The sequence below is a fragment of the Streptomyces sp. NPDC002156 genome (assembly GCF_053593675.1).
On the sequence record NZ_JBSFDA010000229.1, the window covers coordinates 1 to 13,361 of the forward strand.

Genomic DNA, 13,361 nt, shown 5'->3' on the forward strand with positions numbered 1-13,361 from the left:
CGTCCGGCGTTTGAGGACGAGGCCGTTCAGGCCGAAGCGGGGGTCTGGGGGCGGCAGCCCCCAGGGATGGGACGGGTAGGGGCGGCGGGGGCGAGGAAACCAAGACCTCAGCCGCATCCCAAGCCGCACAAGACAGTGCACCCGCACTCCGCGCCAGCCCCATCAACGCCTCAAGATCACACCCGGCCTCGACCTGCGCCGCCATCGCGGCCACAGCCTCCACAGCCGCCCCCCGCCGCTCACCAACCGGCACCAACCCCAGATGCCGGGAAGGCGTATCCACCTGAGCCACCCGCCGCAACACCCCGAGCACCGGCACCCCGGCCGACTCCAACGCCTCCCGCAGCAACGCCTCATGCCGATCGGACGCGACCTTGTTGAGGATCACACCCCCGACCCGAACCTCCGGATCCCACGACGCGAACCCATGCACCAGCGCGGCAACGGACCGAGACTGCGACGAAGCGTCGACGACCAGCACCACCGGGGCCCGCAACAGCTTCGCCACATGCGCGGTGGACGCCAGCTCACCTTCCCCCGCCGCCCCGTCGTACATCCCCATGACACCCTCGACGACCGCGAGGTCACACCCCCGCGCCCCGTGCAGGAACAACGGCCCGACAAGCTCCGGCCCGCACAGATACGCGTCGAGGTTCCGCCCCACCCGCCCGGTGGCGAGCGAGTGATACCCGGGATCGATGTAGTCCGGCCCCACCTTGTGCGGAGACACGGCAAGCCCGCGCGCGGTGAACGCGGCCATCAGCCCCGTGGCGACGGTGGTCTTGCCGCTGCCGGAGGAGGGCGCGGCGATGACCAGCCGAGGCACGGAGGCCAAGACCGATGAGGATGACGATGAAGTCAGCACGGCGATGTCACCACTCGATCCCCCGCTGCCCCTTCTGCCCGGCGTCCATCGGATGCTTGACCTTGGACATGTCCGTCACAAGATCCGCGAACTCCACCAGCTTCTCCGGCGCGTTCCGCCCGGTGATCACCACGTGCTGGTTCCCCGGCCGATCCCGCAGCACCGAGACGACCTCGTCGACATCGACCCACCCCCAGTGCATGGGATAGGCGAACTCGTCCAGCACGTACAACCGATACGTCTCGGCGGCGAGATCCCGCTTGACCTGCTCCCAGCCCTCCCGAGCCTTCTCCTCGTTGTCGAGCTGCTCATCCCGCTGAACCCAGGACCACCCCTCGCCCATCTTGTGCCAGTCGACGGACCCGCCCTCCCCGCTGGCCCCCAGCACCCGAAGCGCGTTCTCCTCACCGACCTTCCACTTCGCCGACTTGACGAACTGGAACACCCCGATGGGCCACCCCTGATTCCAGGCGCGCAGCGCGAGCCCGAAAGCGGCGGTGGACTTGCCCTTCCCGATGCCCGTATGCACGACGACAAGCGGTCGATTACGCCGCTGCCTGGTCGTCAGCCCATCGTCCGGCACGACACTCGGCTGCCCCTGAGGCATTACGCGGCCCTCCTCTGTACGTCCTTGACCAACCCGGCGATGCTGTCGGCCCGCAGCTCGTCCAATGTCACCGCGGTACCGCCCAGTTCACCGGCGAGCTGCCCGGCGAGCCCCAGCCGAACCACCCCCGACTCACAGTCGACGACCACGGAGGCAACCCCCTCGGCGGCGAACAGCCGAGCCGCCCGCCCGGCCAGCGCGACCGGCTCCGGCCCACCCGTGGCCCGCCCGTCGGTCACGACCACCACCAGCGCCCGCCGGGCCGGGTCCCGCATCCGCTCCACCCGGAGCACGTCATGCGCCTTCAACAGCCCGGCCGCGAGCGGAGTACGCCCACCGGTCGGCAACGACTCCAGCCGTACGGCGGCGGCGTCCACGGAGGAGGTCGGCGGCAGGGCGACATCGGCAGCCGACCCCCGAAAGGTCACGAGGCCGACCTTGTCCCGCCGCTGATAGGCGTCGAGGAGCAGCGACAGCACAGCCCCCTTCACCGCACTCATCCGCTGCCGGGCAGCCATCGACCCCGAGGCATCCACAACGAAAAGCACGAGATTCCCCTCGCGCCCCTCCCGAGTCGCCTGCCGCAGATCGTCCCGCCGCACGACCAGCCCACGCCCAACTCGCCCCCGCGCCCGCTGATGCGGAGCGGCGGCCTGCACGGTGGCCGCCAAGTGCAGCTTGGTGAGCGCCCCTTGAGGCCGCCGGGACCCCGTCGTACGCCCCCGCTCGGTACGCGCCCGAGACCGCCGCCCGGCAGCACCCTCACCCACACCGGGCACGCTCAACACCTTGGTACGAAAGGGCTCACCGGCCCGCACAGGCTGCTGCTCACCGGCCCCGCCCCCCGAGGGCTGCGGCTCCCCACCGTCCCCGGCCTCGGGCCGCGCGCCGGAGTCGTCCCCCTGCGGACCGTCGGACTCCGGAGCCTGACCGCCACCACCGCCACCACCGGGCCCGTCCGACCCAGGATCGGGATCAGGATCCTCGTCCTCCCCCGACCCCTGTCCGCCGAACTCCTCCAATGTCTCGTCGAGCTTGTTCTCGTCAAGTCCGGGCGCGTCAAAGGGATTCCGCCGCCGCCGATGAGGCAGAGCAAGCAACGCAGCCTGCCGAACATCCTCGGCAAGCACGTCGGTACGCCCGGCCCAGGAGGCCAGCGCAACGGCGGTCCGCGCCATCACGATGTCGGCACGCATCCCGTCGACCTCGAAGGCAGCACAGGTCGCGGCGATCTGCCGCAACGCCCCGTCGCCCAGCCGCACGGACGGCAACAGCTCCCGCGCGGCGACGATCCGGGCTCGTACGGCGGACTCCTCATCGGCCCACCGAGCGGCGAACCCGGCAGGATCGTCGTCGTACGCGAGCCGTCGCCGCACGACCTCGACCCGCTGATCGGGCTCCCGCGAGGCCGCGACCTCGACGGTCAGCCCGAACCGGTCGAGGAGCTGCGGCCGCAGCTCACCCTCCTCCGGGTTCATGGTCCCGACCAGCAGGAACTTCGCCGCATGCCGTACGGAGACACCTTCACGCTCGACGTAGGAGGCGCCCATGGCGGCGGCGTCCAACAGCAGGTCGACGAGGTGGTCATGAAGCAGATTGACCTCGTCGACGTACAGAATCCCGCGATGCGCATCGGCCAACAAGCCAGGCTCGAAGGCCTTCACGCCCTCAGCGAGCGCCCGCTCGATATCAAGAGCCCCGACAAGCCGATCCTCGGAGGCACCGACAGGCAGCTCGACCATACGGGCGGCCCGGGATTCATAGGCCCCGGCTTCGTGCGGCCCATCAGGACAGGCCGGATCGGGCCCGCCAGGATCGCAAGAGAACCGGCACCCGGAGACGACATCAACCGCGGGCAACAGCACCGAAAGGGCCCGCACGGCAGTGGACTTGGCGGTGCCTTTCTCACCGCGCACGAGCACGCCACCCACCGCCGGCGAGACGGCATTCAGCAGCAGCGCGAGCCGCAGGTCGTCCTGGCCGACAACGGCCGTGAACGGAAACGGGGTACTCACTTGTCGTCGCCCTCCAGGTCGCCTTCGAGCTCCAGGTAGGTCGCGCGCAGCCGCTCGATCGTCTCGGCGTCCGGCTCGGCCCACAACCCACGGTCGGCGGCCTCGATCAGCCGTTCCGTGATCCCGCGCAAGGCCCACGGGTTGGACTGCTTCATGAAGTCCCGGTTCTCCGGGTCGAAGACGTACTCGGCGCTCAGCTTCTCGTACATCCAGTCGTCCACAACCCCGGCCGTGGCGTCGTACCCGAAGAGATAGTCCACAGTCGCGGCCATCTCGAAAGCGCCCTTATACCCATGCCGCCGCATCGCCGCCATCCAGCGTGGGTTGACCACCCGCGCCCGGAAAACCCTGTGGGTCTCCTCGCCCAATGTCCTGGTCTTCACCTGGTCGGGAGTCGCCGAGTCACCGACGTACGCCTCCGGGCTGGCCCCCGTCAGATGCCGCACCATGGCGACCATGCCGCCGTGGTACTGGAAGTAGTCGTCGGCGTCGACAAGGTCATGCTCACGCGTGTCGACGTTCTTCGCCGCCACCGCGATCCGCTTGAACGCCGTCTCCATGTCCCCCCGGGCCGCTCGCCCATCCAGCCCGCGCCCATAGGCGTAACCGCCCCAGACGGCGTACACCTCGGCCAGATCAGCATCGGACCGCCAGTTCCGCGCATCGATCAACGGCAGCAGCCCAGCCCCATAGGCCCCCGGTTTCGACCCGAAGATCCGAGCCGTGGCCCGCCGCCGATCCCCATGCTCCGCCGTATCCGCATCCACATGCGCCCGCACGTAGTTGGACTCGGTCGGCTCCTCCAGCTCGGAAACCGCCCGCACCGCGTCGTCGATGAGCCCCACCACATGCGGGAACGCGTCCCGGAAGAACCCGGAGATACGCACCGTGACATCGATCCGAGGCCGCCCCAACTCCTCGACCGGCACCACCTCGAACCCGGTCACCCGCCTCGACGCGTCGTCCCACACCGGACGGCAGCCGAGCAGCGCCAGGATCTCGGCGATGTCGTCGCCCTGGGTCCGCATGGCCGACGTACCCCAGACCGTCAGGCCGACGGACTTCGGGTACTCGCCGTTGTCGGTCAGATACCGCTGCACGAGCGAGTCGGCGAGCGCCTGGCCGACCTCCCAACTCAGCCTGGACGGAATGGCCTTGGGGTCGACGGAGTAGAAGTTGCGGCCGGTCGGGAGGACATTGACGAGCCCGCGCGTCGGCGAACCCGAAGGCCCCGCCGGGACGTAACCCCCGTCAAGTGCCTTGAGAATGTGGGTGATCTCGTCCGTCGTACGGGCCAGCCGGGGCACCACCTCACGGCACGCGAACTCCAACACCGCGACGGCGTCCGGGAGTTCGAGGCCCAGTACGTCCCGCACCAGACCGGGAACCGTCGCGACCTCCCACGCCCGATCCTCCATGCCCTCCGCGAGCCGCCGGCACAGCTGCTCCAGCAGATCGATCGCGTCGGCGGCCGAACGCGCGGGCCCGTCCACCAGATCCGTCAGCTCGACCGGCAGCTTCACCGGAGCCCCCGGCTCGGCCAGCAGTTCCTTCTCCACCAGCCCGAAGTACTCGGCGAGGCAGGCCCGCAGACCCGGCAGCGCGTTTGCCGTCCCACCCCACACCTGCGAGGCACGCAGCACGGCCAATACGAGGTTCACCCGCGCCTCGTCGACCGGCCCACCACCCAGGATGTGCAGACCGTCCCGGATCTGCACGTCCTTGATCTCGCACAGATAGCCGTCGATGTGCATGACGAACTCGTCGAACGCCTCGTCGTCCGGCTGGTCGTCGACGTGCAGGTCGTGGTGCAGCTCGGCCGCCTTGACCAGCGTCCAGATCTGCGCCCGCACCGCCGGCGCCTTCGTCGGGTCCAGGTCGGAGACGAGCGCGTACTCGTCGAGGAGCTGCTCCAGCTTCGCCAGGTCGCCGTACGTGTCCGCGCGGGCCATCGGCGGTACGAGGTGGTCGACGACGGTGGCGTGCCCGCGCCGCTTGGCCTGGGTGCCCTCGCCGGGGTCGTTGACGATGAAGGGGTAGACGAGGGGGAGTTCACCGAGCACGGCGTCCGGCCCGCACCCGCGGCTCAGACCGAGTCCCTTGCCCGGCAGCCACTCCATCGTCCCGTGCTTGCCCATGTGGACGACGGCGTCCGCGCCAAAGCTGTTCTCCAGCCACCGGTAGGTCGCCATGTAGTGGTGGGAGGGCGGCATGTCGGGGTCGTGGTAGATCGCGATCGGGTTCTCGCCGAAGCCGCGCGGCGGCTGGATCAGGACGACGACGTTCCCGAACTGGAGGGAGGCCAGGACGATGTCGTCCCCGTCGACGTACAGGGAGCCCGGCGGCTCGCCCCACGCCTCCAGCATCCCGTCCCGCAACTCGCCGTCCAGCTTGTCGAACCATGCCCGGTAGTCGGCAAGCGGCACGCGCGCGGGTGCGGCGGCCAGCTGCTCCTCGGTGAGCCATTCGACGTCGTGGCCACCGGCGTTGATGAGCCGGTGGATCAACTCGTCGCCGTTGTCCGGATGTCCCTCGACGACGTACCCGGCATCCCGGAGCGAGTCCAGCACCCGTACCGCGGAGGCGGGCGTGTCCAGGCCCACCGCGTTGCCGACGCGTGAGTGCTTGGTCGGGTAGGCGGTGAAGACGAGGGCGAGCTTCTTGTCGGCGTTCGGCTTATGCCTCAACTGGGCGTGCCGTACGGCGATTCCGGCGACGCGGGCGGCCCGCTCGGGGTCGGCGACGTACACCGGGACGCCGTCGGGCCCGTCCTCCTTGAAGGAGAACGGCACGGTGATCAGCCGCCCGTCGAACTCGGGGATCGCGACCTGCATCGCCGCGTCCATGGGGGAGAGGGCGGCGTCGGAGGCGTCCCACGTCGCCCTGGACGACGTAAGGCAAAGCCCTTGCAGCACAGGCACGTCGAGGTCGGCGAGCGCCCCGATGTCCCAGGCCTCCTCGTCACCGCCGGCCGAGGCCTCGGAGGCGTGCGTACCGCCGGCGGCGAGGACGGTGGCGATGAGGGCGTCGGCCCCGGCGAGCAGTTCGTACAGTCCCGCGTCGGCCCCGCGCAGTGAACCGCAGTACACGGGAAGGGCGTTGACGCCCCGCGCCTCGATCGCCTCGCACAGGGTGTCGACGAACCCGGTGTTGCCGCTCAACTCGTGGGCCCGGTAGAAGAGCACACCGACGGTAGGACGGCCGCTCTCGCACGCGTACGAGCCGTGCACCCCGTACTCGGGCATCTTCTGCGGCTCGACGAACCCCTCGCCGGTCAGCAGCACGGTGTCGGACAGGAACCGTGCCATTTCCACCAGGTTGTCGGGCCCGCCCTCGACGAGATAGCGCAGGGCCTCCGCCACGACACCCGCGGGCACCGACGACTCGGCCATCAACTCGGCGTCGGGCACGGCCTCACCGCCGAGCAGCACGGTGGGCACACCGGACGTCTTCAGATAAGCGAGCCCGTCCTCCCACGCCCGCTTCCCGCCCAACAGCCGTACGACGGCGATGTCCGCGCCCTCGACGAGCGCGGGCAGCTCCTCGGCGACGTCCACCCGGGTCGGATTGCCGATCCGGTACGAGGCACCGGTGGCGGCCCGGGCCGCCAGCAGGTCCGTGTCGGCGGTCGACAACAACAACACTGTGCTCATGCGGGCGCTCCCGGTGGAATGAAAGGCAGTCCTTGTGGCGCGCCCGACTCGATGAGCCGCCAGAGCGCGTCCGTGTCCGCGTGCTGTTCGATGAGATCGCCGAGCAGGTCGAGCTGTTCCTCGCGCAGCCCGGCGAAGGAGGTGTCGGGGGCCGGTACGAAGCGCCGGCCCGCGGCGGCGGCGACCTCGCGCAGGAAAGCCCGCCGGAACCCGTCGGATTCGAGCGACCCGTGCCAGTGCGTACCCCAGACGGCCCCGACCCGACACCCGTCCAAGAAGGCTTCCCCTCCTGCGATTTCGGCAACGCCGTGATGGATCTCGTACCCCTCGACGTCCTCACCGAGGGCGGTGCCGACGGGCCGGGTGAGGGTCTTCTCGCGGGCGAACCGCACCCGCACGGGAAGAACCCCGAGGGCGTCGACAAGGCCCTGGCGACTCTCGACGTCGTCCTCGATCCGCTCGCCGAGGATCTGGAAGCCACCGCAGATGCCGAGTACTGGCCGTCCCTCGGCAGCGCGGCGCACGAGAGCGTCCGCGAGCCCGCGCTGCCGCAGCCACTCCAGCGCCCGCACGGTCCCCCGAGTCCCCGGAACGACGACGAGATCGGCGTCGGCGAGTTCCTCCGGCCGGTCCACGAACCGTACGACGACGCCCGGTTCGGCGGCGAGGGCGTCCACGTCCGTGAAGTTGGACATCAGCGGGATCGCACAGACGGCGACCCGCAGCACGTCCTCCCCGACGGGCGGGGAGACGTTGGACTCCCGCACGGTCCCCCGCAGGGAGACCCGCAGCCCGTCCTCTTCATCGATCCCGAGCCCGTGCCGGAAGGGCAGGACGCCGTACGTCGGCCGCCCGGTGAGCCCGAGCAGCATGTCGAGCCCGGGTTCGAGCAGGGAGACATCCCCGCGGAACTTGTTGACGAGGAACCCGGCGACGAGCGCCTGATCCTCGGGGGACAGCAGGGCGACCGTCCCGAAGAAGGAGGCGAAGACACCGCCACGGTCGATGTCGCCGACGACAAGCACAGGGAGCCCGGCATTCCGAGCGATCCCCATATTCACGATGTCGGTCCGCCGCAGATTGATCTCAGCCGGACTCCCGGCCCCCTCACAGATCACCGCGTCATACGTGCCCCGCAGTTCGGCAAGGCACTCCAGCACGGTCCCGAGAAGCTGCTGCTGCCGCCCTCCGTGATAGCCACGCGCACTCATCTCACCCACGGGCTTCCCCATGAGCACGACCTGACTGCTCTGGTCGCTCCCGGGCTTCAGCAGCACGGGATTCATGAGCGCGGTGGGCTCGATGCGGCAGGCCTGCGCCTGCATGGCCTGAGCCCGCCCGATCTCGGCACCTTCACGCGTGACAAAGGAGTTGAGGGACATGTTCTGAGCCTTGAAGGGCGCGACTTTCACCCCCTGCCGCACGAGCCACCGACAGATCCCGGCGGTGACGACACTCTTCCCGGCATCGGAGGTGGTCCCGGCGACAAGCAGCCCACCACCGACGGTTCCGCCACTCATGACGTACGCCCCTTCGCTACGAGCCGTGCGACGGCGACACTGACCCCAAGGGCAAGCCAGGTGACCCGCCGGGACAGCCGTACGGCCCGTTCGACGTCCTGGACACCGACGGCACGCCCGTACTCCCCGTTGAGCACGGGCCGATGCTCGACCCGCCCCGCGTAGGACAGCGTCCCGCCGAGCCGAACCCCCAACGCCCCCGCGAAGGAGGCCTCGACGGGCCCGGCGTTGGGGCTGGGATGGCGGCGGGCATCGGCACGCCAGGCCCGGACGGCCCCGCGCGGATCACCACCGGCGACAGCGGCGAGTACGGCGGTCAGCCGAGCCCCCGGCCACCCGGCGAGATCGTCGAGCCGGGCGGAGGCCCACCCGTACCGCCGATACCGAACGGACTTGTGCCCCACCATGGCGTCAAGGGTGTTGACGGCCCGGAACCCGACCAGCCCCGGAACACCACCCACAGCCCCCCACACGAGGGCCCCCACAACGGCGTCGGAGGTGTTCTCGGCAACGGACTCGACGACGGCCCGGGCGATCCCGTCGGAGTCGAGGGCCTGCGGATCACGCCCGCAGAGATGGGGCAGCCGCTCCCGGGCCCCGTCGACATCCCCGGCCTCGAGTGACCGCCCGACGGCCCGAGCCTCCCGGCCGAGTGAAGTCCCCCCGACCACGGCCCAGGTGGCGGCGGCGGTGAGTGCGACGGAAGCGGTACGGGACGGACGTACGACGGAACGGGCCACCGCGGCAAGCGAGACGGCACCGCCCACACACACAGCGGTGTGCAGCGCCCCCCACCCCCGATGGTCCCGCCACAACACCCGCTCGACGGCACCGGCGGCCCGCCCGAACGCGGCGACCGGATGCCCTCGGCGCGGATCACCGAGAACCAGATCACCGAGGAGTCCGAGGGCGGCGCCGTACGCGAAGACGCGATCGGCACGCATCGGCTCAGCCGGCCGTGGGGTCGGGAAGCGACCTCGTGCTGTACCTCGAACGGCAGGCGAGCATGGCGATATGTCCTCACTCAGGGTGTCCACGCCCTGGTTCGACGAGACCGACGGCGAGAGTTCCTGGCTCCCGGGGTTACCTACCCCGGTGACAGTGGCGGGACCGCGCCGGATTCACACCGGCTTCCTCTTCTGCCGCCGTACATGGCTCCGGCAGTCCACCACGGGCCCGGAACACCCGTCAACTTGCCGTTGACCTGGAAAGGAGGACTGTGCTGAGCCCCACACCGCCAACGGAACGGCGGCGCGGGAACACGCTTTTCGGCCCTCAGGCCACGATCAGATAGATCCCGTATGCCACAACTGACGCGCAGGCGGCAAAACATGCGTAGGCCCCCGTAACGGCGAGCCCGGCCGACTCCCCCTGTGTCGCCGCCCGTTCGCGCATCGAGAGCCCGACGATGCCCAGGGTGAACACACCCACCATGGCCACGGTGATGACGAGGCTGACGCCGAAGACGGAACCGAGGGCGGCCCAGTCGATCTTCATGTTGCTTCCTTCTGCTTCCTTCTTGCTCGGACCGGGGCTGGGCTCAGAGGGCCGTTGCCGACGGCTTCGCCGTGGCCTCGGCCGGGCTGGGGATGGTGGCCGTGAGGTCGTCGGTCATGGTGCCCGCCGGGGGAGGGGTCACGGCGGCGATCGCTGTGGTCACGACGCCCGCGGGCTCCTCGCTCTCGGCATCGTTGACGTTCGTGTGGTCGATCACCTCGCGGCGCGACACGACCCAGATCGCCGCGCTCGAAGCGATCAGGAAGACGGCCACCAGCGCCGTACCCCAGTCCCCGAACCCGGTCACCCACTCCGCCACCGCACCGACCAGTGCCGCTGCGGGCAGCGTCAGTCCCCATGCCACGAACATGCGGGTCGCCGTCGACCAGCGGACCACGCCGCCCTTGCGGCCGAGGCCCGCGCCCATCACCGAGCCCGACACCGAGTGGGTGGTGGAGAGGGAGAAGCCGAGGTGGGAGGAGGCCAGGATGACCGTCGCCGCGCTGGTCTGGGCGGCGAAGCCCTGCTGGGGCTGGAGGTCGGTCAGGCCCTTGCCCATCGTGCGGATGATGCGCCAGCCGCCGAGGTACGTGCCGAGCGCGATGGCCAGGCCCGCGGAGAGGATGACCCACACCGGCGGGTCGGAGTCGGGGGCGACGGCGCCGCCGGCGACCAGGGCGAGGGTGATGATGCCCATCGTCTTCTGCGCGTCGTTCGTGCCGTGGGCCAGCGACACCAGGCCCGCGGAGGCGATCTGGCCGACCCGGAAGCCCTTCTCCGCCGCCTTGCCCTCGGCGTGGCTCGCGCTGAGCCGGTACGACAGCCTGGTTGCCAGCATGGCCGCGATGCCCGCCACGATGGGGGCGGCGATCGCCGGGATCAGCACCTTCGTCACCAGGACGTCGCCGTGGACCGCGCCCGCGCCCGCCGAGGCGATGGTCGCGCCGATCAGGCCGCCCATCAGGGCGTGCGAGGAACTGGAGGGCAGGCCCACCAGCCAGGTCAGCAGGTTCCAGAGGATCGCGCCGACCAGCGCGGCGAAGATCACCTCGGGACGGATACCGCTCTCGTCGACCAGGCCCTTGGAAATCGTGTTGGCGACCTCCACCGAGAGGAAGGCGCCCACGAGGTTGAGGACGGCCGACATGGCCACCGCGACCTTGGGTCTGAGCGCGCCGGTCGAGATGGTGGTGGCCATCGCGTTGGCGGTGTCGTGGAAACCGTTCGTGAAATCGAACGCGAGCGCGGTGACGACCACGATCGCGAGGATCAGCGAGAAGCTTTCCATTTACCCAGATTTCTTTGGGACGACAGTGGCTGGTGGACCGTAAGCAACCTGGGTAAACGGAAGATGAACTGAAGGGGTATGGGGAGTGGCTTGAGGCGTGGTGTCTTCTCACGCCCCCTTCGCGAACCGCTTGAGCTGAGCCGGCGTCCCGTTGAAGAGATTCTGGTCACCCGGCAGTGTGCCGCTGTTGTCGTACTGCCAGAACGTCCAGAGCTTCCAGCCGCCGGACGGCAGCGCCCCGGCGTCGGCCGCGTTGTAGCGGGCCAGCCACAGGGCGTGCTTCGAGGTGAAGACAGGGCTGCTGTTCGTGCAGTTGTTCCACCAGTGGGCGGTCGTGTAGATCACCGGACGGCGGCCGGTGAGCCGGTTGACCTCGTTGCTGAAGGCCGTGATCCAGCTCGCCATCTTCGCCTTGCTCAGGCCGTAGCACTTCTTCTTGCCGTACGGGTTGTACTCGATGTCGAGCGCGGGCGGCAGTGTCCAGCCGTCCGCGCGCCAGGCCCCGCCGTTGCGGATGAAGTGCCGGGCCTGGGTGATGCCGGACGACTTGTCCGGCAGGGCGAAGTGGTAGGCGCCGCGGATCAGGCCTGCGGTCCGTGAGCCGTTGTACTGCTGGCTGAAGTACGGATTGCGGTACGTGTGGGACTCGGTCGCCTTGACGTACACGAAGGTGGCGCCCTTCGCCTTCGCGGACTGCCAGTTGACGTTCTTCTGGTGCGACGAGACGTCGTGCCCCTTGGGCTTCGCGGCCGCCGAGACCGGAACCTCCGTCAGGACGGTCCCCCCGATGGCGAGCGCCGCCGCGGTGGCCGCGAGTGCGCGCGAGCGGCGGCGTAATGGTGTGCGACGGACAGGCTGGAACGGCTTGGGATCGCGGGCCATGTGTCCCCCCGGAATGGCTGCGTACGGAAAAATCTCCCAGAGGCTACTGGAAGATCGACAAATCGCCATCGCTCTCCGGCCAAAGCGCGCCCACGCGCCGATGCGTGCGCATATGCGCCCTTACGATCAACGGAGTTCGGGCCTAGAGTGCCCTCGCCCGGCGGCGGCCCGGGACCGTGCCTGGCAGGATCACGGCATGGCCGATCAGCGACGGGACGGGCGTGACGTGCGGGGCAGTGCACAGGAGGCGGGTACGGCGGAGGGGCGTGCCGTGCCCGACGAGACGGCGCGCGCCTGGGCCGCGCTCGTCGCGACAGCCCGCCGCACGGTGGCCGACGGACTGGTCGTCGGCACCTCCGGCAATGTCTCCGTACGGGTCGGTGACACCGTCCTGGTCACCCCGTCCGGCGTTCCGTACGAACGGCTCGCCCCCGCCGACATCGTCGGCGTCGACCTGACCGGTCGCCAGGTCCTCGGCACCCTCACCCCGACGAGCGAACTGCCCATGCATCTCGCCGTCTACCGCGCCACCGGCGCCCGCGCCGTCGTCCACACCCACGCCGTCCACGCGACGGCCGTCTCGACGCTCGTCCGAGAGGTGCCGCTGATCCACTACATGGCGGCCGATCTCGGCGGCCCCGTCCGAGTCGCCCCGTATGCGACCTACGGCACCGAAGAGTTGGCCGAGAACACGCTCCAGGCCCTGACCGACCGCACCGCCTGCCTCCTCCAGAACCACGGCACGATCACGTACGGCACCACCCTCGACCAGGCGTACGACCGCACCGCCCAGCTGGAGTGGATGTGCCGAGTCTGGCTGACGGCGTCCGCCCTGCCCGGCCTCTCCCCGACCCTCCTGACGGAGACCCAGGTGAACCAGGCGGGGCAGCGCCTCAAGGGCTATGGACAGCAGCGGTAGGGCCTGCGTCTCCGGCACCATCCAGCCCGTCCGGCGTTTGAGGACGAGCGCGTTCAGCGCGAAGGGGGGTCTGGGGGCGCAGCCCCCAGGAACGGGATGGGACGGGTAGGGGCGG

General features: G+C 69.9%; 10 protein-coding genes and 1 riboswitch. Of the genes, 1 reads left to right on the forward strand and 9 read right to left on the reverse strand.

Going from position 1 to position 13,361, the window contains the following annotated elements:
• The 9 genes from ACWCRB_RS45265 to ACWCRB_RS45305 form a co-directional block, all read right to left on the reverse strand.
• Window positions 1-862, reverse strand: an 862-nt coding sequence (locus tag ACWCRB_RS45265) for a cobyrinate a,c-diamide synthase (RefSeq protein ID WP_451001643.1), incomplete at its 3' end; no start/stop codon positions are given.
• Window positions 863-872: 10 nt separating this feature from the next.
• Window positions 873-1,472 carry a cob(I)yrinic acid a,c-diamide adenosyltransferase gene (gene cobO, locus ACWCRB_RS45270; protein WP_451001644.1) on the reverse strand — a complete coding sequence of 200 codons (600 nt, stop codon included), beginning with the start codon at window positions 1,470-1,472 and terminating at the stop codon, window positions 873-875.
• Window positions 1,472-3,487, reverse strand: a complete 2,016-nt coding sequence (locus ACWCRB_RS45275) for a putative cobaltochelatase (protein ID WP_451001645.1) — start codon at window positions 3,485-3,487, stop codon at window positions 1,472-1,474. Before ACWCRB_RS45275 ends, cobO begins: the two co-directional genes overlap by 1 nt.
• Window positions 3,484-7,140 (reverse strand): cobaltochelatase subunit CobN, encoded by a 3,657-nt coding sequence (gene cobN, locus ACWCRB_RS45280; RefSeq protein WP_451001646.1) that lies wholly within the window; start codon window positions 7,138-7,140, stop codon window positions 3,484-3,486. Before cobN ends, ACWCRB_RS45275 begins: the two co-directional genes overlap by 4 nt.
• Window positions 7,137-8,660 (reverse strand): cobyric acid synthase, encoded by a 1,524-nt coding sequence (locus ACWCRB_RS45285; protein WP_451001647.1) that lies wholly within the window; start codon window positions 8,658-8,660, stop codon window positions 7,137-7,139. The genes cobN and ACWCRB_RS45285 overlap by 4 nt, the downstream gene beginning before the upstream one ends.
• Window positions 8,657-9,604 carry a cobalamin biosynthesis protein gene (locus ACWCRB_RS45290; RefSeq protein ID WP_451001648.1) on the reverse strand — a complete coding sequence of 316 codons (948 nt, stop codon included), beginning with the start codon at window positions 9,602-9,604 and terminating at the stop codon, window positions 8,657-8,659. The genes ACWCRB_RS45285 and ACWCRB_RS45290 overlap by 4 nt, the downstream gene beginning before the upstream one ends.
• A gap of 101 nt (window positions 9,605-9,705) precedes the next feature.
• A riboswitch (cobalamin riboswitch) is annotated at window positions 9,706-9,845 on the reverse strand.
• Window positions 9,846-9,935: 90 nt separating this feature from the next.
• Complete coding sequence (locus tag ACWCRB_RS45295) at window positions 9,936-10,157, reverse strand: hypothetical protein (protein ID WP_451001649.1); 222 nt, start codon at window positions 10,155-10,157, stop codon at window positions 9,936-9,938.
• Between the two features lie 43 nt (window positions 10,158-10,200).
• Window positions 10,201-11,445 carry an anion permease gene (locus ACWCRB_RS45300; RefSeq protein WP_451001650.1) on the reverse strand — a complete coding sequence of 415 codons (1,245 nt, stop codon included), beginning with the start codon at window positions 11,443-11,445 and terminating at the stop codon, window positions 10,201-10,203.
• A gap of 108 nt (window positions 11,446-11,553) precedes the next feature.
• Window positions 11,554-12,327, reverse strand: coding sequence for a lysozyme (locus tag ACWCRB_RS45305; RefSeq protein WP_451001651.1), 774 nt, complete (start codon window positions 12,325-12,327; stop codon window positions 11,554-11,556).
• 196 nt (window positions 12,328-12,523) lie between these two features.
• Here ACWCRB_RS45305 and ACWCRB_RS45310 point away from each other — a divergent pair, with 196 nt between their 5' ends.
• Window positions 12,524-13,246: a class II aldolase/adducin family protein gene (locus ACWCRB_RS45310; RefSeq protein ID WP_451001652.1), complete on the forward strand. Its 723-nt coding sequence runs from the start codon at window positions 12,524-12,526 to the stop codon at window positions 13,244-13,246.
• The last annotated feature ends 115 nt before the right edge of the window (window positions 13,247-13,361 follow it).